Genomic DNA, 23,725 nt, shown 5'->3' with positions numbered 1-23,725 from the left:
AAAAGAAAACACATGAAAAACTTATTTATAAAATTAAGCCTTTGTTTAGTGTCTTCTAGTCTATTTCTAGGATGTACAGATGACTTTAATGAGTTGAACATAGACCCATTGGCCTTAGATTTAGGAAAATTGGAAGAAAGCCAGATTTTGCAAGGGCAGGCCTTTGCCCAGGCCCAGTATGTTTCCGTAAATGGATTACATTGGCGCTTCCAAATCACTCAGAACCTGTTCTCAGACATATGGTGTCAATATTTTGCTACGACGCATTCAGGATTCGACTCGGATAGATATGTTCAAGTAGGCCGTTGGGCAGATTTGGCATGGTCTTCTTTTTATGGTGAAGCTGCACCACAGATCAAGCTTGTTGAAGACCTCACCGAAGCAAATGGCAATGAAGTAGGAAATGCAATGGCAAAAATTTTGCGTGTCCACGCATACCATAGAATAACAGACTATTGGGGAGCTGTCCCTTATTCCGAATTTGGAAATGGGGAGCTATCCGTTCCTTATGATTCACAAGAGTCTATATATATGGACTTTTTCACCACCTTGGATGATGCCGTAGCCAAGTTAAAAGCAAATCAGTCGGGGTCATCTTTTACAGGAAGTGATAGAATGTTGGGCGGCGATGCATCAAGATGGTTGACCTTTGCCAATAGCTTACGCTTACGCTTGGCAATGCGGATTAAATATGTAGATCCAGCTAAAGCAAAAATTGAAGCGGAAAAAGCAATCAGCGACGGGGTAATAATGTCTAATGAAGATAATGTTTTTGTTGAAGTAGATGAAGTCAATAGAAATCCTTTGGAAACTATTACCGATTGGGGAGAATTCAGAATGAGCGCCCTTTCAGAGAGTATCCTTGAAGGATACCAAGATCCTCGATTGTCTTTGTATTTTGCCCCGGCCATTGATGGTGATTCAGATGGCGATGGTAGTCCTTATGAAGGCTTACTCAACGGCCAGCCCAAAGTTGCATTGGAAACAAGTCAGAATGCAAATCATTCAGATTTGGGAACTCAGTTTATTGATGTTGCCAAAGGGGGTATAAATCCGCCAATCGAATTAATGAATGCGGCAGAGGTGTTCTTTCTAAGAGCTGAGGGTGCATTGGAAGGTTGGGCCATGGGTGGAACGGCTAAAGAATTGTATGAAGAAGGGATACGTGCTTCACTTACCCAGAAAACTTCTGCCAATTCCGTTTCCATTGAAGCCTACATTAATAGCACAGCTACACCTGTCGCCTATGAGCCTGGTGCACAACCTACCAGTAATATTACAGTGGCCTTTTCAAATGATGCTGAGATTCAGCTTGAACAGATTATTACACAGAAATGGATTGCAATATACCCCAATGGTTGGGAATCTTGGGCAGAATTGCGAAGAACGGGCTATCCTAGACAATATACAAGGGTACAATCAGAAAACCCTGATGTTGCTGCAGATGAAATCATGAGAAGAATGGTCTATGTACAAAGTGAGTTTGACACCAATGGTGAAGCGGTACAAGCTGCCATATCACTTATGGCTGAAGGCGATAAGAATAGCACCAAGCTTTGGTGGGATGCAAAATAGTTGTTTGATTAGTTAGTTTTGAGTTCTAAAAATACCAATACGATTTTCAGTATTGGTATTTTTTCTCTCTACTTATCCTTTACCCAACATGGACACAATTGTTGAGGTAAAATAGCCATACGATAACTATGGAGGTGAAATTCCTTAATTAATACCTTGTTGTTACAATTCATTTCGGTTCTTATTTAGTTATGTGACAGGCTATGTATGTTCACAAAGTTGAATTGGTGTGGCGCCAGTATCATTTATTAATAAATTACACATAGGACTTCAATGTTCTTAAGTACCTCTATCCTAATTATAAATGGTAAAAGCAAATGCTGTTGGAACTATCAATAATGATAGGTTTTTGTATGTCTATCCCATTGGATATTTCAAGGGGAGTCTGGGACTATTGTTTCTTTAAAATATTCCATAAAGAATTTGAAAGAAGAAACAATAATCTTCTAATAGAAGATTTTCCATTAAAAGATTCACTTTTAGTTAGCTGAAGACAATGACGTTGTTTTATTTGTTGAAAACAACACTACTGTTAAAGCCCATAATTTGGATAAACTATCATAAAGAGGAAGGTTACTCAATTTAAAAATATAATACTAAAAATATCTGTAAGTGAAAATACAAATGCAACATACTATGGAACTCAGTGCCTTAGACTATGGCTTTATGATTGTTTTTTTTGTACTCGTGTTAGGAATTGGACTCTTTGTCTCCAAGAAGGCTAGTGCAAGTACTTCTGAATATTTTCTTTCAGGAAGAACTATGCCGTGGTGGTTACTAGGTCTCTCAATGGTTGCTACTACGTTTTCAACTGACACCCCTAATTTGGTTACTGATATCGTGAGAAATTATGGGGTTTCGGGTAACTGGAGTTGGATGTGCTTTTTGTTAACTGGAATGTTAACGGTTTTTATATACGCTAAACTATGGAGAAAATCAGGAGTAAATACTGACCTAGAGTTTTATGAACTGCGATATGGGGGTAAAATGGCAAGTTTTTTAAGGAAATTTAGAGCTATTTATTTAGGAGTTTTTTTTAACATTATAACAATGTCTGCAGTAACCCTTGCCGCTATAAAAATTGGAGGTATCATGTTGGGCCTTCACCCATGGCAGACTGTAGTCGGAGCTAGTGTTGTTACTGTGACATTTAGTGCTTTGGGAGGATTCAAAGGTGTGGTCTATACAGACTTCCTTTTATTTTTTGTGGCAATGGCCGGAGCAATTGGAGCCGCATATTATTTGATTAATCTACCTGAGGTGGGTGGTATACAGAATTTGATGAACAATGAAGTTGTCCAAGGTAAACTAAATATCTTACCTGAATTAAATGATAAGAAGGCTATTATAACCATTCTGATCATTCCTTTAGCGGTACAATGGTGGAGCTCGTGGTACCCTGGCTCAGAACCTGGGGGGGGAGGTTATATAGCGCAACGTATGTTGGCTGCTAAGAATGAAAAACATGCCATAGGAGCTACCTTCTTTTATAACATTATGCATTATGCCATACGACCATGGCCATGGATTTTAGTTGCTTTAGCATCTTTGGTGGTATTCCCAGATGTTGCTAGTATCTCTGAAGCATTTCCTGATGTACCTTCAAATAAATTAGGACACGATTTAGCCTATTCGGCTATGTTGACCAAATTGCCAAGTGGCTTATTAGGTGTGGTGATGACCTCTTTAGTGGCTGCATATATGAGTACAATTTCTACTCAATTAAATTGGGGGGCATCTTATATGGTTTATGATTTTTATAAACAACTGATAAATCCGGAAGCCTCAGAAAAAATGTTAGTTACCGTCGGAAGGATATCTACAGTTGTGCTAATGGCTTTAAGTGCTTTACTAGCTCTAACAATGCAGAATGCTATTCAGATTTTTGATATGTTGGTGTTGTTCGGTGCAGGAACAGGATTGATTTTCATTTTAAGGTGGTTTTGGTGGCGCATAAATGCTTGGACAGAAATTACCGCAATGTTTGCATCAATTCTTATGACTATTATTTTAAAGATAACACCTGTAGGGCCTTACTTATTTGATTCTGAAGCAGGTATATTTCCCAACTGGTTTGAAATTCCATTTGTAGTAATAGTTGTTACAATTATATGGATACTGGCTACTTTTTTAACACCCCCTGAACCCATGGAAGTACTCTATAGTTTTTATCAAAAGATTCAACCAGGTGGTCCTGGATGGTCAAAAGTTGTTAATCAGGCAAAATCTGAAAATGTCGAAATTGAGGAAACAAGTGAAAAAGGGCAAGTTTTAAAAGGGCTTGTAGCTATGTCCCTTGGTTGCGCTTTAATTTTTTCAATTATGTTCGCTACAGGTTACTGGATATATGGACATACTGATTCTGCCCTAATATTTACTGGACTTGCTTTTATTTCAGGATTTTTATTATTCAAAACTTGGAAACGTATGAATGGAATCGTTTTATAAAAATTTTGTAGATTTATTGGTGCATTGTTACAACTCTTTTCTTGAATCATGGGTTAGATGAGTTTTATTTAATATTCCGAGCGAGTTCGTTTGAAAGAGAATTTCTTTTCATATGATTGTAATATGCAGCTCTATGGATAGTCCCCATGAAATCAGGTTCATTTTACCGATTGATTCGTAATGCTTGATGTCGGAAACTATCTGGTTCTAGGAAGATTGTATTTTCTTCATAGTACCTGATTTTTGGGGAGGGCTACAGTAAGTTATACGGATAGGTTTAATTTATTGTTATAAATACTTATTTTTGAAGTGTTGAAACACATGAAATTTGTATTTAGAAGTTGTTTATTGCTTTCCGTGTTCTTAACGGGAATATCCTTAGGATTGCAGTGGTAAAACAATGATTTTCAATAATATAGAATTTTGTCGATGATTCAGTCATCCCGACGAGTCTTAATTTAGATAAACTTAAAAGAACTGTTAATCAATTGATTAACAGTTCTTTTTTTCGTTTAATACATCTGCTAATACCTCTTCTCTCCCTGCAATTTTTCTAAAATGAAGGATTTTTTGCAAAGATTAGTTTAGACCATTCGATCCCAAATCGTCCTCTTCGCCCAAGACCTGCTTTTTTCCGGTTAAGCCCAAAAGTTAGCTTAAAAGAATATTAAAATGCCCCATTTAAATTATAATCTCAAAATTCAATTTATTTCATTAAACAATTTCTACCTTAATCAAGGCAAATTAATTGATTTATGACTACCGAAATCATTCTTGTGTTTCTTGTATTGCTGACCACAGTGATCCTTTTTGCATTTGAGGTATTTCCGGTTGATAAGATTGCCTTTTTCATCATTGTTTCGCTTGCCTTATTGGGGCTGGTCACGCCTGAGGAAGCGATAAGCGGTTTCTCGAACAGTGCTACAATCGCTGTCTTGTCACTTATGATATTGGCCATTGCAATGGAAGAAAACGGGGTGATCAATTGGTTGACTTCGGGCATGGGAAGGGTAAAATCACTTCCTCTATATTTTATGGCACCGATTTTTATGTTCGTTACGGCGGGTATCTCAGCCTTTATTAGCACCACGGCGGTGGTTATCGTTTTTATCAAGATAACAAACCAACTTTCCGAAAAATTCAAAATCCCAAAATCCAAACTGCTGTTGCCTATTTCGTTTGCGGGAATCCTTGGAGGGTCGTGTACTTTGATGGGTACTTCAACAAATTTGATTGTCAATTCAGTATCTATAAATCTAGGTATGGAGAAATTGACATTTTTTGAATTCACACTTTTAGGTTTGGTTTTTCTCTCCATATCAATAGTCTATCTAACCCTTGCCTTACGATGGCTACCTTGGGGAAAAAGCAAAAACATTGATGAGGATTACGACTTGAACAATTATATAACCACTGTTCGAATCAATGAAGGATCGCAAATGGTAGGAAAAAAAATTGAAGAAACCTTTCTCTTCGAAAACCCAGAAATTTCATTGTTGAAGCTCACTAGAAATAACAAAGCGCACAATTCCCCTGGAAAATACATAACCTTAAAAACGGGAGATGAAATCTTGTTGATATGTGATCTGCAGAATCTGTCCCGACTCAACAAATCGGAAAACCTGAGTTTGCACGAAAAGAAAAACCTTTTTGAATCTTCACTCGAAGACGGACAAGAAAGGGAGAGTGGGTCAAACGAATGGGAGCAGGTCTTTGTACAGCTATTGATGCTTCCCGGTTCACCCTTCCTTGGGAAGACATTGGGCAACATCCGATATTCGATGTTACAAGATGCGATTCCCCTTGCCATAAAAAAACGGAAGACGCTCACTAATATAAAAGAGAGGTACATTCGTAGTAGTATGGATAAATTGGCCTTGAAACCCGGGGATAGGATATTGGTACAAGTGGAAAAGCAAAATATCCGTGCTTTGGAGGCTTTGGAAAATGTGATTGTTTTACAAGAATTTGAAACCAAGAACCAAGCTTCCCGTTTTAGAAGATATTTTTCCTTGGCCATATTGTTGTTGGTGATAGCTTTGGCCGCTTCTGGTCTTCTTTCAATTATGTTAAGTGCTTTGACTGGTGTCTGCCTTCTGTTGCTGACAAAAAACTTGGACCTGAACACGGTTTATAAAAAAGTAAACTGGCAAATTTTCTTTCTATTGGCCGGAATGATTCCCCTTGGTGTGGCCATGCACAATTCGGGTGCCGATGTTTGGGTATCCAAGGAGTTGTTGAACTTTTTAGGTGGCCAACCCAATTTTATGGCCATTGGCACCTTGTTTTTCGTGACCATGGTGATGAGTGGGGTGGTCAGCAACAATGCAACGGCCATTATAATGACACCGATTGCCATTTCCGTGGCTCAAGGCATGAACCTTGACTTTAAACCGTTTATTCTCGCTGTGATATTCGCAGCCAATTTTAGTTTTTTTACTCCGGTGGGCTATCAAACCAATACCCTTGTGTACAGTATTGGTAATTATAAATTCAAACACTTTTTGATCATTGGTGGCATCTTGTCGCTGTTACTTTGGATTGTGGCCACTGTACTTCTGGTAAAGATGTTGTAATTGATTGATATATTATTTGAAAGACAGGCGATAAAATTGACGATAATCGCTTGCAGAACAGTAAATCCATTAGTTGTGACTTGCTTGGCATATAAATACCCAATCTTTAGTACAGACTTCTGAAAATCTTTTACTATTATCAATCTGGTTTCTTGAACGATTACCAATTCGTCCGAGCACATATCTCAGTGTGTCAGAAAATATTATTTAGTACAGATACTATTGTAACTTTAAGCTATCATAATTATATTAAAAAGTTGTTTTTTTGCTCCCCGTGCTCTAAACGGGAATACCTTCAAGATTCATAGTTAAAACATTGATTTTTTGATAGAAAGATTTGTCGATGATTCGGTCGTATCGACAAAAAAGCTGAATATTTGTTCAGCTTTTTTAACTCCCCTTATTCGAAACTTTTTTTGAATACGGTTGAATTGGAATTTAATCTTTTGATTTGGTGTACACACTTTTGGAGAAAGAAAACCATGTTTTACCCTTATCAAAAGTTCCTTCCACCATATGGGTGAATTCATTACTTTCCACATGCATGTACGAAAGCCTAAAAGATAACTCTTGACCATCACCCATGATTACAGGTTTATCGGATTCAAGATTTGTGAAAACAAGTTTGTCATCTACCCATTCGCCAAAGTAAATATCCATGAGGCCATATTCTTTGTCCATGGCAGATAGCTTGTAGCCATTAATTCTGCTATCAAAACCTATATGGGTAATCATATTTATTTCCCCAAAATCAGTCAAATACTTCGCCTGCTCCTTGATAAATCTACCATCATGCTCCAAGATAATATTTGCCCAAGAAGACCCAATACTGCTCCAGCCTTTGTCCTTTTTATTTGAAAAATTCTCAATAGACCAAGTACCCTCCATAAAAGCCAAGTCTTTCATTTTTTGTGGAATTTCGGCATCTTGGGCTTTTACCAAAAAGATGGATAAAACAGAAAATAGAACAGCGAGTTTTCTCATGCAATTATTTTTTAATTGATGACTTTCAAATATAACCATGGTTCATGGATTTTGAACGGGCTTGCCTTGTTCATCAAAAAACGCAGTGCCCGTCCTCCTATAATATTCATCATACTGTATTTTTTCCACAGCGATGCCATTATCATTTCTGTTGATGAGTTTGTCACTCGTTCCCAAATACCGTTTTTCTGTAATCAGTCCTACCGCGTTCCTAACATAAACCACGCGGTGCATTCCAGCGATTTTATGAACGGTTTTTGCCCCGTCTTTATCAAAATAAGACTCTGAAACCAGATGTAGGCCATCAGAGGTCCATTCCGCTACGTATTTTGCGTATCCTCCATTGGCATTCATAGGTTCTCCCTTACTATTTTGAAATTCTAGAGAGGTTTTGTTCCCATATGCATCAATCTCAAAATGCCAACGCTGGGCACCAGACCAATGGGTCGCAGGATTTAATTCTTGATTGAAGAAGATGATATCCTTTAGGTCATACGGATACCATGTATTTTGCTCCCCAGAAGTATGCGAGGGTCCTACCGCACGTTGCCCATCCTTGTCAAAAACCTCCCAACGATTAAATCGACCTTGTTGGTCATAGAAGTATTGAAACACAGCCGCTCCACTGTCTGTATTGACCAGATTGCCCGTTGAATCTATATTCTGGATTGTTCCAAAATATCCTTGTTCATTGAACATCATCCTGGTACGTAGAAACTGGAAATCGCTCCGTAATGGAACAAGTTTTCCATCTTCATCCAAACGCTCCTCAATGATACTGCCATCAGGCTCATGTGTCCATGTATAACGAACCACCCCAAACCAATCAGCTGCCATCTCTCCATTTTCATCGGCAAAGGTCAAAGCTATGTTTCTCCCATGCTCATCTTTTTCATACGTTTTGCGATAAACGTTCCCCATTACAGCAATTTGATTCTTAAAACGGTCAAAAAAAGTATGAATTTCTTCATTCCCATGATAAACCATTTTGGTAAGTGGTGCATTGATATTAAGGTTTCCAAACCGGCCTTCAAATTCTTTATAATGATTACCAAGTTTAACGTGGGTGGCAATTACTTGGTTGTTCGCATTATAATCCACCTTCAGATGAATGCGTTTCAAGGCTTCTTCTTCGGTGATGGGACACGCTCCTTTTACAGGCTGATACGGTGATTCCCAAAACGGTAAAACCGCGTAATATTCACTTCTGTAATCATTTGGTTGATGCTGTGCTGAGCATAGGCCCATACCCATCAGCATGAAGATAAAAGTGATTCTTCTATTTGCTCGCATTAATTTCGACGTTGTTTTTGTTGATGATAAAGTGACTTCAAATATGATATTTCATCTGATCAATACTCTCTAGATTATTGGAAAGAGGACAATTATTTGGATAAATTTTAATGTTGATCTCGGTTCATGAAATCAACCTATATTGAAAAAAATATTGGTGTGTGGAGTTTTCATAATTATATTTCTTCTCTTGTGGTAAATTGATATTGGGTTAAAAGCGTTTTTAGTTTGACTCTAAACGTTCAAGGCATACTATATTCCTTTTCTTTTCCAATGAATTCCTTGGGCGAGCACCCAGTTTCTTTTTTGAAGGCACTATAAAAGGCAGAGGGGGTGTTAAAACCTACTTCATAAGCAACACCTTCAATAGTATAATCTGAAAGGACTTGGTTCAGTAATATGCGTTTTACCTCTTTAATTCGATATGAGTTTACAAACTCAGGGAACTTTTTACCATATACTTGGTTGATGGTATGCGAGACCACGTAGGTCGGTTGCTCTATAGACTTGGAAAATTCGTTGAGATTGATATTCGAATCAAGATAGACCTTTTCATGGGTAAAATGCTCTTCTATCAATCGTTTTACACGCTCCAACTTTTGTCGGGATAGAACAGCTTTAGTACCATTGGTTTTTGCTTTTTTCACCGTAAAAAGAGCTACCTTAAAAATCAATCCATACAGCACTATTGACGCCATTAGAGTCCCAAGCGTGTACATTTCAATTCCACCAGAGAAGATTTGAAACACAAATGTTGCCCATACAATGCTTACTGCAACCAAGAAGGATTTGGTGATGGTAACAGAGCTTTGTTGCACAGAATCCATTTGCCGCAAGTACTTCCACCAGGACACCGCAAGGTAAACACCCAAGATCAGTGTGCCGGACCAATACCCCAAAGCAAGTTCAGGGATGTTCAAGGCCCATCCTATAGTAATGGCGATAAAAGATGGTATGAAATGTAATAAATTCCACCCTCTCAATTTTGTGTTGGAATGGTTCGCTTTCATGTACAAGAACAACAGTGGACCTATGGCCAACTTTCCCATCAATCCAACCGAAATGGCAAACGATGAGATCTCTGGATACAAGTAGTAGAAGATGGACTTACTTACTCTAAGCGACATGGCCAATAACAAAAGGGCTAAAAGACCGTCCGCAGATGAATTGTAAGGCCTTTTCTTGAGCAGTAGAACCACCAAGAAAAGGCAATTTAAAATGGCCAAGGTGCAGAACGCAGCAATCCATATTTGCATGGGTGAATTTTCCATTTACAATACCCAGTTTTATATGAATGAGACCCTTACTCTATCCATTTGTTACAAACTTTAACAATCTTGGCCAAAGAATGGCAAAGTTTTCTAAAATACTGGGTATTGATGTTAAATCAAAACCTTTAAATAGACCATTTTGGCGAGAATGGTACAGTACTGGAAGGCTTTATTGAAAACTACCTTTGCCCGAAGGTAAAGGTGCCCTTTTCTATTTCGTCTGAGATTTCCTTTACCCGGGGTTTATAGCCTTCAGGTGCATTATTTAGGGCATTTTCCAAGAGTATGGTGGTTTTTCTACTCTTCTTTTTAGCAAAAAACTGGGCAATGGCATGGTTTAACTGTAGGAACCATGTATCGGGATGCAGCTTTAATGCATGGTTTGTCATGGACAACGCCTCGTCGTACAAGCCATTTCGCAATAGAAAAATACTGAACCCATTAAGGTCATACGGCGAGGCTTCCAAGGTAAGCGCATCGGTAACCGTCTCCTTTAACTCAATGGTTCTATTCAACTTTTGAAGCAAACGAACCTTGGTCTCTAGATTAGCTAGGTTTTTGTTGGCGGCAAAGCCATTAAATCCGCCATGTATGGAACGATTTGCCCATTCCAAAGCTTCCTCAAGATTGGTGTCGTGTTGAAGGCACCAAATGGCGGCATCGTTCCAGGCTTCCCAGCGGTATGTGTTCAATCCCCTAAGTTCATTCCTGAAACTTTCAACCACTGTTTTGTTTAAATCAACACTAACGGTAAAAGGAAGTCTTTGCTCACCCCATTCCAGACCAACTACAACGCTGTTTTCGGTCCGGTTTAAAAATTCATAATCCAGTTGCTCGGTTTTTGGGCAAGCTTCTGCTTCAACATCAACGCTGAGCGATATATCTTTTTCCAAATCCAGGTAATAACTGCCCCATTGATTGTTGTTATGGGCAAACAGTAAAGTATAGGTACCCTCCTTGGGAATTACATGGAAGCCATATGTACCAGCACTTAGAGGTTTTTCATTTATCAGTACATCTGTGCTAAATGCTATGGTGGTGTTCATATTGGCTCCGGCCCTCCACGCAATGGGCTCCCCATTTTGTGGAATAACATTGGGGTCGTTCCAAACATCTCGGTTATTTAGGGCTGGACTATGGTAATTGATTTTAATTTCAGTGATACCCAACTTTTGCATTTCAATAACCTGTGGACTTGCACTAGGAAAATTAAGGGTGTGGAATGGGTTGTTTTGGGCAAAACCCATATACCCTAACAGTACCAATGCTGGCAAAATAATTTTTCTCATAATACATTTTCAATTTTGCGAAAAGTACACGGATTGGTATCGTTTGCGTTCTTGATTTAAGAAAACTGGAGAAATTTAACCGATTAGATTTGTGCTTACAGCGGATAATACCAGTGATACCCGCAAGGAGATTTTTAGATTGGGCGTCAATGATTTGTTGACAAAACCGGTAAATGGGGCACTTTTGCTTTCTAAAATAAACAAGAATTTCCCCATAAGCATTAAAGTGGCTTAAGGAGAAACGTGTTGTTTTTCTATCTAAACAGTCGTTTGAGAAGGTAGGCAAATAGAAAACCTTTTATTGGGCTAAGAATTCGATTGGCCACGGTCAAGGGTTCAAAGAAGTCCTCGATGGCATTCTTGTTCGATTTAAGTGACTCTAAGTTAATGTCTTTCTTGAGCCGCAAGATTTTTAACTCCTGCTTAATTTCTTCCATGGATGCAAAATCGGTCCTACTCATCCCTTAAAATGGTTTTTGATAGTTTTTTAATGATTCTTTTTTCAATTTTCTTTCGGAACAAGGCGTAAATCACAAACATCAACACGATGTACAGAACGCCGGTGAGCACATAGCCCAAGGCCAAATTTTCGAGAACGTCGCCCAAATAAATGGCAAGTGCAATGGAGAATAGAGCAATGGCCATTATCCCCAAAATAGAGAAGAACGCCAACTTTATGCTGCCAATGCTAAGTTCGGCCGTATGCATGAACAGCTTCAATTTATAATACTCCCAAGAATGTTTAAGGTACTCTTGGGAGTTGTCAATTGAGTCTGTGGTGACTTTACCTATTTTTTTTAGGGAGCTCATTTATTTAGCGGCTGTTTGTAGTTTCTTGTTTTTGGCCTTTAGCTCCTTCAATTTAGCTTCCAATGTGGAAATCACATCATCGGCTTTATAACTTGCGGAGGTTACCAAAGATTCCACTTCATCCTCTAAAGAATTTTTTTTGGAACTGAATTGTTCAACAACTTGGTTTTTTAATTGCGTGGTACTTTGTGCCACATCATCTACCAAGCTATTGGACTGTTCCACCAATTTTTTTCTGGTGGCCGTTCCTTTATCTGGAGCAAACAAAATTCCTAGAGTTGCTCCTATGGCCGTTCCGGCCAATATTCCTAAAATTGTATTACTGCTATCGCTCATGGTTTTTAATGTTTTATTGATTCAATTCAAAACTATAAGCTTTCCCGGTGAGGTATTAGTGCAATGCAATTAATGATTGACTCAAATCAGTTTTCAGGGTAATCCGTACTGACTTAAGCCAATAATAGAACACGATTGAGATTATTGCTGCCTATTTTCAATACGATTATTCAAGGCCTGTCTAAAAGATGCTCCCAACGGAATTTTATGCCGATTTGTTAGAGTGAGTTTATTCACTTCTATGATTTCAACGGCATTGATGTTTACCACAAACGATTTATGTACACGTTGGAAAAGAGATTCTGGTACCAAGTTCATGACATCGCTCATGTTACTGCGAATCAATATTTTTTGGCCGTCCACCAAATGGATTTCCAAATAATTGCCATCTTTTTCCAAGTACAGAATGTCATTATAATACACTTTATGGGTCTTACTCCCCGATTTAAATAGCGAGTACGGGCCATCATTCGTTTTTTCGGATGAAACACGCTGTCCCGAGTGCAAGTTTGAAGTGGTATCTTTAGCACGATTCACGGCCCTCATGAACTTGTTGAATTCCACGGGTTTCAATAAATAGTCCACAACCTCAAACTCATAACTTTCCAAGGCATAATCAGAATACGCGGTGGTAATGATTACTTTGGGCCTGTGGCCTAAAATTTGAAGAAGTTCCAACCCATTGAGGTTGGGCATGTTGATGTCCAAAAAGATAATGTCAGGATTCCATTTCGGGATTTTGTCCAAAGCCTCCAATCCGTTCTGGCAGTAGCCTACAAGGTTTAGATAATCCACCTTGTCAATATAACGTTCAAGAACCTCTTTGGCTCGTATTTCGTCCTCTATGATTGCGCAGGTCATCATGTTTTGGTATGCAAAGTTAGTTTGGAGATGTAATGGTCATCCAATTCATACTGATTCAATTCATGAGCATTTGGAAAAAGAATTTTCAATCTTTTTTTTAAGTTGACAATGCCAATTCCACCCTCATTTGAGCGGAGTTTTTTTTGATTTCGGAATATCTTGTTTCTGACTTCAAACTGAATTTTATCATCCAAAACCTTCAAAAACACATCAATTTCTGAATATTTGGTGGTATCTACCCCATGTTTGAATGCATTTTCAAGAAATGGGGCCAACACAAAAGCTGGAATCATTGCTCTGGAGGTGTCTCCTTCAATGGTAAAGTCAACCTGGATTTTATGCTCATCCGTAACTCGCAATAATTGTAAATCAGCATATTGTTTTAAAAAGTCGATTTCTTTGGTCAATGGTATTTGCGATTCCTTGTTTTCATATAGCATATACCGCATAATTCCGGAGAGTTTAAGGATACCATCCGAGACCTCATCGGCTCCACTGGCCTGCGACATAGAGAAGAGATTGTTGAGTGTATTGAACAATAAATGGGGATTGAGTTGGTATTTTAAAAATGACAGCTCACTTTTCAACTTCTCTTTTTCCATTTGAAGGTATTTCCTGTCCAACAGAATCAGTTGCTCTATCACCAAATATGAAATGAGCAGTATGGAGAGGATGAGGTACTGCGTCATATTGGAGTTGTTCCAAATATCCAGGTGAATGCTTTCATAATTATTGGAATGGTCTATGATGATTTTTGCAACCAGCGACTCCACAAAAAATGCAACTCCTAATACTCCGAGCCCCATGAGTATAAAGCTTACCTTATTTTTTTGAAAATGACGCCGCACTATGCCATATAGGATAAAGTACACTGCCATGGCCTTAAAAAAAGCTCCAACAATGAGTAAGGGCAAGGGGTCTGCTGAGGTACTGCCCACCTCGTCCAGTACTCGATTTCCTAAATCTCCATAGATTTCTATGTTAGGGATGACCTCCAAAACCAGTATTTTATGGAAAAACAAAACCCAGCCCGTCCAGAAGAGCAGGTGCAGTATTATTTTGACCAAAGTACGTCTTGCCATAAGGGCCAACTACGAAAAACCATCTTAAAGTACCAAAAAAATGGGATGAGTGCCAATTTCTTGGTATTGGCAAATTCATTGATTTACATTACAATTGCTCCACTAGATCTGCAACAACAGCTGTTATTTCTTCAAAATTGAACTGGTTGTTGATGACCACCACTATATCGCCTGTGCTGGGAATATAGCCACAGTACGTTCCATAAGCAATGGTAAACCCGGAATACCAGTATATCTGTTTGCCCCCAAGGGTTTCTCTAAACATGCCCGCACCGTAGGTGACACCCCTTGTTCCAGGATGGAAGGTTGTCATTGCGTCCAAAGAACTGGCATTGATGATTCCTTCTTCAAAAATGACTTTGAACCATTTTGCCAAATCTGCTGGGGACGCCCAAATGTTTCCTGTATAGGTTCCCATGCTTTCTACGGCGGTACGGTTTAGGCTTTTTAGAGATTCTTCATTTACCCAACTGAACGCTTGATTGGGTTGTGCGATGGACGTTCCAATATAAGTGTTGCTCAGTCCAAGAGGATTCAATAAAACTTGACTTAACTGTGTTGAAAAATTGTTTCCTGTGATTTTTTCCACCATCAATCCCAAAACCTTAAAATTGGCATCGGAATAGGAATAAATCTCACCGGGTTCATTGTCAGGCAGGTCCATAAAGCTCACAAAAGTTTCAAACGTAATTTCTTCTGAAGGATTATTGATTACATAATTGAATAGGCCATCACTGCCGGGAAGGGGGTGGTGAAGACCCGAACTGTGGTTCAATAATTGCTCTACGGTAATAGTGCCCGGAATTTTATCGGTCACAATTTCAGGGACTATCTCGGCAATGGTCGAGGTTAGCGAAAGGTCGCCACTCTCAATCAGTTTATAAATCAAAATAGCCGTAAAAGTTTTACTTGTACTGCCAATGGCATAGCGCATGTCAACTTCTAGGGGGACATCCGGTTCAGATTCACCAATGGCTCCGGAAGTTACTGTTCCGTCAGCTTGCAAGATGTATGCTACGGCCCCTCCCTTGGTAAAAGAGGACTCATAATCATTCAAAATGACCTGCACAAAATTTACCTCGGATTCTTTTTCGCCATCATCAGAACCGGAACATGATAGCATTAACAAGCCAAGTGCAAAGACGAATATTTTAAAGATGTTTTTTTGATTTGATGTGTTGCGCATGATATATATTTTCTGGGAAATGAACCACAGCAGCTTATAATTCAAAAAAAGTTGGTATAAAAATGGGCCAAAGCTATGGCAACCATGCAATTTTGTGATTCATCCGAGCCAAAGACCCCAAATTGAAAAATGTATCATTTTAATTACATTTATCCTGATTGATTTTCGAAAATGAAATGGGATAAATTGCTTCTGAATTCTTGTGCTACTTTCGTTCTGATTGGGGTTTGCCTCACTTCATGCAATGAATCCAAGGCGGTAGATTTAATTATTGAGAATCATTTGGCCACTACCGGATTTGATGGAGACCTTGACTCCAAGGCATATTGTTTAAATGGAAATCTAGAAATAGAACGGTACGGCATCAATGTCCCTTTCTCAGTTTCAACTGATGGCAAATCGTATTATGTGTTTGACCAGATGGAACTGAAATCTGAATACCCGAGTGATTATTTGCCATCGTTCAGCAAACTCATGTTTGATGAGAAGGCTTTTTTGGTCACTAACTTCTCCTTGACCGATGAGCAATTGAAGAAACTGAAATCAAACAAGGATTTTGACGAGGACAAGATTGTTTTTTGGGAAGAGTTTCCCAAAGCGGTTTATGACAATTGGAAATCTACCGAGCTTACCATGGCCAATCCTGTTTTACTTCTAAAACAAACGGGATACAACTTTAAATTGGACGGGAAGACCCAATTCAACGCTCAAAACGCATATGTGGTAACCGCCTTCAGTCCAAGTTCTCAGATAACCCTAAAGCTATTCATCAACACAAAAACTTTGCTTTTGGAAGGAATGGTTTTTAACTCTTTTCACCCCCAAATGGGCGAAGTTGAAATTACTAGAAAAGTGAATTCATATGCCAACAACGGACCTTTCCGTTATGTTCAAAATTGGACGGATAGTAGAGCTGGAACCGAGGTAAATTATTCAGTTACAAACTTTGAGATGGTTGATGAGCCTACCCACATTGCACAGATCAGTAAGGCAACCAAGGTTTTTCCCTTGCCAAAGGCGGGTATTGAGGATGTAATCAACACCTATCTTGCTGAACTAAAAAAGACTTGTCCAGACAGTACTGTGGTGGCCAAAATAGAGCATGGGCTACAGTTGAAACTTTTGAACGGGGAATTTGCGGAGGAGCTTTCACCTGGAATTTTAGCAAGTAGACTCAATCGAGAGATACTGAATCTGACCGGGGAGCATCAGCACCGAATTTTTTACGACCCATTGGAATATATGTTCCTTCAAGAAAAAAAAGAAGTCAATGCCACAAACATATCAATATATCCAGAGGATGTTGGAAATTATATCTATTTAAGAATGGATAAAATCCCAGAATTGGCTGCCGTGAAACCAAACCTGGATACAATGATGTTGACTGCACAAAAGAAAGAAGCCCTTATTATCGACCTCAAGGAAAGTAGGGGAGGAGACCCTGAATTCAACAGATATATGATGTCTTTTTTTCTAACGCCAGACCAACCATTGTATACGAAGCAAACCATGGGGACTCACCTAACGGTTAAGGTGCCAAATAATCCCATACGGGTTGATCAAAATCTTGAGGTTTATGTTGTTATCAATGATGAAACTTCGTATGAAGCTGAGCAACTTGCTTATATGATGCAGACGTTTAAGATTGGTAGAATAATTGGGGAAACCTCTTACGGGGCAACCCAAAGTCCTAAACGTACCATTATTGGGGATGGAATCATTGCCGAAATTCCTATTTCAAAAGAAATCCATACGGTAACGGACAACAATTGGGATAATGTGGGCGTCATTCCAGATATTATCCAAAGTGTGGGAGATAAGGAAAAAATTCTAGGAACAATAGACTCACTTCGAATCCACCGATAACCACTTATTGCAGTTTTATGTTGGGCATGGATGGAAACCTTGCTATGGAACCCCATCCACCGAAAGATTCAGAGACTGCCAAAACAATTTCATTTTTTCCTTTCTTCAAGGGCAAGAACAAGGTGTCATGGAGACCAATTGTACCTAAAAATTTGTAATCCCGAGATTGCCAAACGTCACTGGCATAATACAGTAACTCTCCATTGAGGTATACCCTAACACGATCACTGAAACCAAATTCAAAGGGCAGGGTTTGTTCTTCACCTGATGAAACATCCAACTTTAAATAAACGGTGTTTTCGTCAGGCTGTCGTTCGGTATACTGCGCAATATTCAAAACCCCGGTTTTTTCTACGCTTACCGTTTTATAGCTTCGAGAGGCATAATCATTGGGCAATGTAGTGGTATTTTTAAGTGCTGATTCTGCAAAGGCAGGAGATATTTCCCAGGAGCTAACCGTACCTTCAGCCATGGCTTTTTCGGGTACCGGCGTACCCTTTATCATCACATCATCTGTAGGTACAACCTTTAAGTTGGCAAAATATGCAGGAGCAAAAGCATTTTTGAATCCCAATCCTCCATCAACGAACGCTCTTTTGAGTTCCACAGTATAGGTGGGTTCATCCACATGTCCAATGTAGATGTCCATGAGGTTGTTTTTGATGGCCAACTTAAAATGAACCCATTGTTCAAAAGGAAGTTCCACGGCTTTGGCGTACGATTCACCATAGTATAGTTGCCAACCAGAGAAGCCATTGTACAAAGGTGAGTATTGGGTTGCATCCGGATTTCCAGATAACCAGGGTCTAAGGTAGAATTCCTCATAGTTCTTATCATCTTCCCTATGAAAAAGTATACCCGGAAAGGACATTTCATCACTGTAAAACATATCAAATTCAATGATACCGTTTTCAAGTTTGATCCCTTTGGGAATTGCCACACCATCAGTGAGCATTAAACTTTTTTGTCCCTCATGTACAAGTATTTTATGGTCTTCAGAATCGAAATGCCAATTTGATTCATTTAAATCTATTTGTTGGGCAATTGAAATATGAGTACAGGCGATACTTAGGAACAGAAATACTTTTTTCATTGGTCTGACTTTTCGTCAAAAGAAATCTCCTTTTTTGGGGATAGAAAGGATATGGTATCAACGCTGCGAAAGAAATTACCAATACCACAATTATGGTATGCATCGGTCCAAATCACAGAAATCCAAAGTTGGGTAAGCTATTTGTTTGGTTGACGTCATGAATTTTAAATGGTTGATTTAAAAGCGTAACTATCTGATAAATACCAAAAAAGTGCAAAGAAGATTCTTTTTGGAACAAGTTGGTTGGGGACTTCCTACAATGTTGGCTACCAGTATTTTAGGATGTACCCAAGCAAAACCTAAATCAAAGAAACTGCTGGTGCTCGGGGGCACTGTGTTTCTTGGGCCAGCAATTGTGAATGCTGGCATAAAAGCAGGGTTCGACATAGCGCTTTTTAATCGTGGGATTTCAAATCCAGATTTGTTCCCCAACGTACGATTGATAAAAGGAGATAGGACCATTGGGCAAAAGGCATACAAGGATTTGATAAATGAAGATTGGGATTTTGTGATTGATGTTTGGCCCGAAGAATCCTACATGGTGAATGATGCAACCAAGGTGCTAAAAAGCTATTGCAAACACTACACTTTTATATCCAGCATTGCGGTTTACGATCATTTTCAAACCGTGGGTCTCGATGAAAATTCGAAAGTTTTAGAGCCCAGAAGTGACAAAGGCAAGTGGGAATACTACGAAGAAAAAGTGCATGCAGAAAGATTGGTCAGAAAACGGTTTCCGGATAGTCATACCATTTTAAGGCCAGGACCCATTAAGGGTTGGCGAGATTCTGAAATGGATCTGGCCTACTGGTTGACCCGAATTAAAAAAGGCGGTAAAGTACTGGCGCCAGGGAATGGTAATGACCCCATTCAATTTATTGATGTAACGGATGTTGGTAATTTCGCAATCAAATGTATTGCTCGGGGTCTAAAAGGCACCTATAATACTACTGGTCCCCGTCAAAAACTTATTTGGAAGCACTTTTTGGAACAATGCAGGGGTCATTATAATCCCAAAGCTGAATTGGTTTGGGTGGATGAAACATTTTTAAGGCAGAAAGGAGTGCAATCCATGAGAGATTTGCCCCTTTGGGTACCATTATCCGAAGACCCTGGTTTTATGCAGATCAGCAACGCAAAGGCTGTGGCACATGGACTTGATTTCACCAATATCCATAAAACCTTTACTGATACTATGGAATGGGTTGAACAAACTTTCAAAAACAAATCAGAAAATGTGGACTTGTTCACCAATGCAATTTCTTTTGAAGCAGAAAAGGAAATTTTAAACGAGTATATGCTTTTTAAAAAAGGGCAATAAAATCCCTAAAACTGCTATTTGCCTTCTAAAAATGGGTATTTCATCACACTTCAACCTTTTTTGATTGACAACCTTGTACTTTATCCATTCATTAATCATAAAACTATCGCAAAATGAATTTATCTTCCAAACTATACTTGGGTATGTTGCTTTCAGGCTTCAGTATAAGCTCCGTTCAGTCCCAAGCAGAAGAACCTACCTTGCCCTATGACGAAATCTACGCATACTGTCTGGATGGCACTGTGTCTCCTGCAGTGGAAATTTTAAAAAGGAAAAAGGAATTGAATTCAGAGGACGAAGAGTTCAAAACACATTTCTTGAAACGCTTTGAAGGTGAAATTGATTCCACAGAAATAAAAGATGAACGGATGAAGGAACTGGTTTCCTATTTTAGGGATTATTGGCACAAATCTCTTTTGAATAAGGGTCAGCAATATGAAAGAGAGCTAATGGGCAAGGTAATACCCCATTTGATGCAAAATTATCCTAAAGCACGGGAAACCAAGATAGGTCCTGATAATATTGGCACTATTTTGAGTGAATATATTCATTCTGAAGGATTGTATACGCGGGATAGGGTGAGCAAGTTAGATCCCTATGTGGATTTGGTAATATGGGGTGCGCAAAAAGATTCTATCTATACGGTTGTTTTGGATGGCAATGAATTTGACGTGAAGGTGGTTGGTCTGGATGATTTTGTAACCAAAGGTTGGACAGAGTATGCTACTTTGGGCTCCCATTTCTCTGGGGGGTGGACACAAGATGACGGAATTTATTACGTAGATGACAGCTACGACATACATTCTGAAGAATTTAAGGTAAGCCTTATTGCACATGAGGCACGACATTTTTTGGACCACCAAAAGTATCCAGATATGCCCAATGCCGAGATGGAATATAGAGGTAAGCTCACAGAGTTATCAATGGCAAAGGAAACTATGTATAACCTTATTTCCTTCTTTATTTTAAATGCTGCTGAAGAAAGTGAGGTTGCCCATTCTGTAGCAAACTATAAAGTGATACACAAGCTTTCCGAGGCTATGTTCAATGAAGATTTTGTAACCGATATTGAAAAATGGAAATCCAAAGATATCCATGCCATAAATCGGGCTGCTGCGGAACTGTTGAATTCATGAATGTAGCATTTTAATGGTACTCAGGCGGGACTTCAAAAAGCTTATTTTCAACAAGGTTACAGTCTCCAATTACGGAATTATGAGGGTTCTATGGTACGAAATGTAAGGTTGATCCGCGGTTTGTGAATAACTTTGGTAGGAGGGAGGCGGTGCAACCAATGTGTCTGTGTAGAGCCTTTCATCACCAACAAACTGCCATGTTCCAAAAGGAGGTTCACTTTTTCTTTGGTTTTTTTGTGCTTGAAGGAAAATTTCCGTTCGGCCCCAAAACTCAGCGAACCGATGGCACCATCCTTTTTAAGGTCCTTTTCAGCGTCGCTATGCCAGGCCATGCCTTCTTCTCCTGTGTGATACAGATTTAATAAGCACGAATTGTAGGTTTCCCCACTTGATCTTTCCACCAGTTGTTTCAACTCCAAAAGTTCTTTGGTCCAGGGCAAGGCCTTTTTCGTGTTTTTGGAATAGGTATATTCAAAAGGTTGGTCACCATACCAGGCCACCTTGCGTTTGGTTTCAATGCGTTTTCCGTAGATAATGGCCACATCGTTTTTCCATGTAATCGCGCGCAGCAGTTTTTCATAGAAGCTGTTCGCTGCATCAAAATCCATGATTGAACCGTGGTAATTGACTGTACCATCAAACGGTAACCAGTTTTTATTTGGGTCTATTTGACTGCTGAATAAATCCATTTTTCCACTTTTGATAGGCCTTTTTCATACAATGCCCACAGGGTCGATACCCTAAAGATAGGGCCTCTTTTTCAGAACTGAAGAAAACTCTATTTTCACGTTTCATACGCTTGCCTGAAGCACATTTCAGGGTGCCGTAAATCTTTAAATTTTTGTTGCCTCCGAATACTATTCTTTCATTTTTGATGCCAAGCCAAACGGTTGATTCACTTAAAAAGGAATGCTGTTCCATGTCAACTGGCGGCATCGTGAAAAATAATCCCTAATGCATATCGATTTCCATGAGTGACCTCGCTAACCCCATGTCTCATATTGACGCGGTAATACCCTTTTTGCCCTTTAATCGGTCTAAAGTTGGTAGTAAAGAAAAGTAAGTCGCCTAGTTTTGGTTTTAAAACAATGGCTTTGGATTGTGCCCGAGGGGTTTGTTGCGTCATTACAAATTCTCCACCAGAAAAGTCAACCTCTGGATTGCTTAAAATTAGTAGTGCCTGTATGGGAAAATAAACATCTCCGTACAAGTCTTGGTGCAAGGTGTTGAAACCTCCTTTCCCATATTTAAGAATCAAAGGGGTTGGCTTCATTTGCCCTTTCTCTTTACATTGCTCCAATAGTCCTTGATGGGTGGCAGGAAAAGTTTTGTCAATTTTCAGGGTCTTCATCCAAAGATTGGCAACAGGCACCAGATGGGGATAAAGACTGGCTCTGAGCATTTGGATTTTCTCGGGAAGTGGATAATCAAAATATTTGTACTCCCCCAAGCCAAAACGATAACGTTCCATCACTACCGTTTTTCGATACCCATCAGTTTCTTGATACAGTTGTACGAATTCCTCGCATTCTGTGGTACTCAAAAAACCTGAAACTGACGCATATCCTTTTTGGTGTAAACTGTCGTGTACCAAAGTCCAATCAATGGACTCCACTTGAAGCTGGACTTCCCTTGTATTTTCCATAAGGTTCATGGCTGTTATTGTGCAATGTTTATTTGTGCTGCCTCCCAACCAATAATGGCGTTCTTTCGGGTATTGCCCCACATATAGCCGCCAATTTGTCCAGAGGATTGAATCACTCTGTGGCATGGAATCAAAAAAGCAACAGGATTGCTTCCGATGGCTGTGCCCACCGCCCTTGATGCTTTTAGACTATCAATTTTCCGGGCAATGGCACCGTAGGTGGTTAAACTTCCTTGCGGTATTTTGAGTAGGGTTTCCCAAACTTTTAGTTGAAAAGGAGTGCCGCTGAGGTGCAGTTTAATTTGGTCCAATCGATTCCAATCGTGCTGAAAAATAAACAGTCCATCCTGTTGATTTTTATCCAACAATTGGTGGAACTGTGCATTCGGAAAGCGGAGTTTTAAATTTTCCAGTCCCTTCTTTTCATCGTCAATAAAAGCCATATGGCAAATTCCCTTCGGGGTTGAGGCGACAATTAAAGTACCAAAAGGACTTTCAGCAAAACTGTAGTTTATGGTTAGATTTCCACCTCCATTTTTATACTCTCCCGGGGTCATGCCCTCAATGGTGACAAAAAGATCGTGGAGTCGACTCGTTCCTGAAAAGCCCGTTTCTTGGGCCGTATCGAATAAGGTAGCCTGTCTATCCTTCAATAGCTGTTTGGCATATTCAAGGCTAATGTATTGCATGAATTTTTTTGGGCTTACACCTGCCCAATCCGTAAAAAGACGTTGAAAGTGGAACGGGCTCAAATGAACCGATTCGGCAATCTCATCTAAAGAAGGTTGCTCTTTAAAGTTCGAAGTAATGAATTCAATGGCCTTTGCTATCCTATTGTAATTGTATGTGGCTTGTGTTGTCATGGCGTACAAATCATTTTGATAACAAAAGTATGAGGCATCCAAGGTTCACGAAACCCGAATCTTGCTCATTTTTATCTTCGAGCAAGG

21 protein-coding genes are annotated in these 23,725 nt (G+C 39.3%); 6 read left to right on the top strand and 15 right to left on the bottom strand.

Annotation, left to right across the window (positions count from 1 at the left end):
• Nucleotides 1-12: 12 nt before the first annotated feature.
• From AB1A65_RS13685 to AB1A65_RS13675, 3 genes are all read left to right on the top strand, one after another.
• A complete protein-coding gene (locus AB1A65_RS13685; protein ID WP_366590155.1) occupies nt 13-1,575 on the top strand; it encodes a SusD/RagB family nutrient-binding outer membrane lipoprotein in 1,563 nt (520 codons plus the stop codon).
• Between the two features lie 636 nt (nt 1,576-2,211).
• Nucleotides 2,212-4,023: a sodium:solute symporter family protein gene (locus AB1A65_RS13680; protein WP_366590153.1), complete on the top strand. Its 1,812-nt coding sequence runs from the start codon at nt 2,212-2,214 to the stop codon at nt 4,021-4,023.
• A 755-nt stretch (nt 4,024-4,778) separates the two neighbouring features.
• Nucleotides 4,779-6,599, top strand: coding sequence for an SLC13 family permease (locus tag AB1A65_RS13675; protein WP_366590151.1), 1,821 nt, complete (start codon nt 4,779-4,781; stop codon nt 6,597-6,599).
• 438 nt (nt 6,600-7,037) lie between these two features.
• Here AB1A65_RS13675 and AB1A65_RS13670 read toward each other — a convergent pair whose 3' ends face one another.
• The 10 genes from AB1A65_RS13670 to AB1A65_RS13625 all read right to left on the bottom strand — a co-directional run bounded on the left by AB1A65_RS13670 (nt 7,038) and on the right by AB1A65_RS13625 (nt 15,714).
• Nucleotides 7,038-7,583: a hypothetical protein gene (locus tag AB1A65_RS13670; protein WP_366590149.1), complete on the bottom strand. Its 546-nt coding sequence runs from the start codon at nt 7,581-7,583 to the stop codon at nt 7,038-7,040.
• A gap of 42 nt (nt 7,584-7,625) precedes the next feature.
• A complete protein-coding gene (locus AB1A65_RS13665) occupies nt 7,626-8,876 on the bottom strand; it encodes a hypothetical protein (RefSeq protein WP_366590147.1) in 1,251 nt (416 codons plus the stop codon).
• A 242-nt stretch (nt 8,877-9,118) separates the two neighbouring features.
• A complete protein-coding gene (locus AB1A65_RS13660) occupies nt 9,119-10,147 on the bottom strand; it encodes an AraC family transcriptional regulator (protein WP_366590145.1) in 1,029 nt (342 codons plus the stop codon).
• A gap of 179 nt (nt 10,148-10,326) precedes the next feature.
• Nucleotides 10,327-11,436: a DUF2911 domain-containing protein gene (locus tag AB1A65_RS13655; RefSeq protein WP_366590143.1), complete on the bottom strand. Its 1,110-nt coding sequence runs from the start codon at nt 11,434-11,436 to the stop codon at nt 10,327-10,329.
• 254 nt (nt 11,437-11,690) lie between these two features.
• The gene (locus AB1A65_RS13650; RefSeq protein WP_366590141.1) at nt 11,691-11,897 is read right to left on the bottom strand and encodes a hypothetical protein; all 207 of its coding nucleotides are present in this window, start codon (nt 11,895-11,897) and stop codon (nt 11,691-11,693) included.
• Complete coding sequence (locus tag AB1A65_RS13645) at nt 11,890-12,246, bottom strand: hypothetical protein (RefSeq protein WP_366590139.1); 357 nt, start codon at nt 12,244-12,246, stop codon at nt 11,890-11,892. The genes AB1A65_RS13650 and AB1A65_RS13645 overlap by 8 nt, the downstream gene beginning before the upstream one ends.
• Nucleotides 12,247-12,582, bottom strand: a complete 336-nt coding sequence (locus tag AB1A65_RS13640) for a YtxH domain-containing protein (RefSeq protein ID WP_366590137.1) — start codon at nt 12,580-12,582, stop codon at nt 12,247-12,249. It abuts the gene before it with no gap.
• A 141-nt stretch (nt 12,583-12,723) separates the two neighbouring features.
• Complete coding sequence (locus AB1A65_RS13635; protein WP_366590135.1) at nt 12,724-13,446, bottom strand: LytTR family DNA-binding domain-containing protein; 723 nt, start codon at nt 13,444-13,446, stop codon at nt 12,724-12,726.
• On the bottom strand, nt 13,443-14,528 hold the full coding sequence (locus AB1A65_RS13630; RefSeq protein WP_366590133.1) for a histidine kinase: 1,086 nt from the start codon (nt 14,526-14,528) through the stop codon (nt 13,443-13,445). Before AB1A65_RS13630 ends, AB1A65_RS13635 begins: the two co-directional genes overlap by 4 nt.
• An 88-nt stretch (nt 14,529-14,616) precedes the next feature.
• Nucleotides 14,617-15,714: a serine hydrolase domain-containing protein gene (locus AB1A65_RS13625; protein ID WP_366590130.1), complete on the bottom strand. Its 1,098-nt coding sequence runs from the start codon at nt 15,712-15,714 to the stop codon at nt 14,617-14,619.
• Nucleotides 15,715-15,885: 171 nt separating this feature from the next.
• On the opposite strand from AB1A65_RS13625, the gene AB1A65_RS13620 reads away from it, so the two are divergent.
• A complete protein-coding gene (locus AB1A65_RS13620) occupies nt 15,886-17,580 on the top strand; it encodes a S41 family peptidase (protein WP_366590128.1) in 1,695 nt (564 codons plus the stop codon).
• Between the two features lie 4 nt (nt 17,581-17,584).
• Here the strand turns inward: AB1A65_RS13620 and AB1A65_RS13615 are convergent, their stop codons facing one another.
• Nucleotides 17,585-18,673 (bottom strand): hypothetical protein, encoded by a 1,089-nt coding sequence (locus tag AB1A65_RS13615; protein ID WP_366590126.1) that lies wholly within the window; start codon nt 18,671-18,673, stop codon nt 17,585-17,587.
• A 211-nt stretch (nt 18,674-18,884) separates the two neighbouring features.
• Here AB1A65_RS13615 and AB1A65_RS13610 point away from each other — a divergent pair, with 211 nt between their 5' ends.
• A complete protein-coding gene (locus AB1A65_RS13610; protein ID WP_366590124.1) occupies nt 18,885-19,994 on the top strand; it encodes an NAD-dependent epimerase/dehydratase family protein in 1,110 nt (369 codons plus the stop codon).
• Nucleotides 19,995-20,107: 113 nt separating this feature from the next.
• Complete coding sequence (locus AB1A65_RS13605) at nt 20,108-21,130, top strand: hypothetical protein (protein ID WP_366590122.1); 1,023 nt, start codon at nt 20,108-20,110, stop codon at nt 21,128-21,130.
• 77 nt (nt 21,131-21,207) lie between these two features.
• On the opposite strand, the gene AB1A65_RS13600 is transcribed toward AB1A65_RS13605, so the two are convergent.
• From AB1A65_RS13600 to AB1A65_RS13585, 4 genes are read right to left on the bottom strand one after another with little or no spacing between them, the layout of a single operon-like run.
• Nucleotides 21,208-21,819 (bottom strand): alpha-ketoglutarate-dependent dioxygenase AlkB, encoded by a 612-nt coding sequence (locus AB1A65_RS13600; RefSeq protein ID WP_366590119.1) that lies wholly within the window; start codon nt 21,817-21,819, stop codon nt 21,208-21,210.
• On the bottom strand, nt 21,785-22,051 hold the full coding sequence (locus AB1A65_RS13595; protein ID WP_366590218.1) for an Ada metal-binding domain-containing protein: 267 nt from the start codon (nt 22,049-22,051) through the stop codon (nt 21,785-21,787). Before AB1A65_RS13595 ends, AB1A65_RS13600 begins: the two co-directional genes overlap by 35 nt.
• Before the next feature lies 1 nt (nt 22,052).
• Nucleotides 22,053-22,775, bottom strand: coding sequence for a 2OG-Fe(II) oxygenase (locus tag AB1A65_RS13590; protein ID WP_366590117.1), 723 nt, complete (start codon nt 22,773-22,775; stop codon nt 22,053-22,055).
• A gap of 14 nt (nt 22,776-22,789) precedes the next feature.
• A complete protein-coding gene (locus AB1A65_RS13585) occupies nt 22,790-23,638 on the bottom strand; it encodes a methylated-DNA--[protein]-cysteine S-methyltransferase (protein ID WP_366590115.1) in 849 nt (282 codons plus the stop codon).
• Nucleotides 23,639-23,725 lie beyond the last annotated feature (87 nt).

It is taken from the genome of Allomuricauda sp. ANG21 (assembly GCF_040705235.1).
Classification (GTDB): domain Bacteria; phylum Bacteroidota; class Bacteroidia; order Flavobacteriales; family Flavobacteriaceae; genus Flagellimonas; species Flagellimonas marina.
The sequence above is the reverse complement of the archived record's forward strand: the minus strand, read 5'-3'. Positions and strand labels throughout refer to the sequence as shown.